Source organism: Vibrio sp. 2132-1, from assembly GCF_033344315.1.
The window spans coordinates 1-676 of record NZ_JAWPON010000382.1; the positions used below are offsets into that span (position 1 = coordinate 1).

1 protein-coding gene is annotated in these 676 nt (G+C 47.2%); it reads left to right on the forward strand.

Translation table 11 applies throughout. The features are described from left to right. Position 1: 1 nt before the first annotated feature. Positions 2–676: 4-hydroxybenzoate octaprenyltransferase (gene ubiA, locus R8N47_RS25560; protein ID WP_318186147.1), on the forward strand; the 675-nt coding region annotated here is incomplete at its 3' end.

Sequence of the window (676 nt, forward strand, 5' to 3'; positions counted from 1 at the left end):
GTTGTTGTGGCCAACGGTTTGGGCTCTGGTCATTGCAGCCCAAGGCATACCGAGTTGGGATGTGCTCATTGTGTTTGTGTTGGGTGTATTTTTAATGCGTAGCGCAGGCTGCGTCATTAACGATTTTGCAGACCGCAAAGTCGATGGTCATGTGAAGCGTACTAAACAGCGTCCATTGCCTTCGGGTAAGGTCACGGCGAAAGAGGCGATTGGCTTATTTTTGGTTTTGGCCGTGAGCTCATTCTTACTTGTTTTGACTATGAACCCCTTAACGATTCAGCTCTCTTTTGCGGGCCTTGTCTTAGCCTTTATCTACCCTTTTATGAAGCGTTACACGCATATCCCGCAGCTGTTTTTGGGATTAGCGTTTAGCTGGGCGATTCCTATGGCGTGGGCGGCACAAACCGGTGAGCTACCAGTGATGGTTTGGTTTGTGTTTGTGATTAATGCATTGTGGACGATTGCCTACGACACTCAGTATGCAATGGTGGATCGCGATGACGATTTAAAAATCGGTATCAAATCGACAGCGATTCTGTTCGGTCGCCACGACAAGTTAATTATTGGAGTGTTACAGTTAGTGACGTTGGCGATGTTGGTGGGGCTAGGGCAGTTTTATCAATTAGGCCAAAGTTACTACTGGACGGTGCTGATTGCCGCATCATTGTTTGTTTAT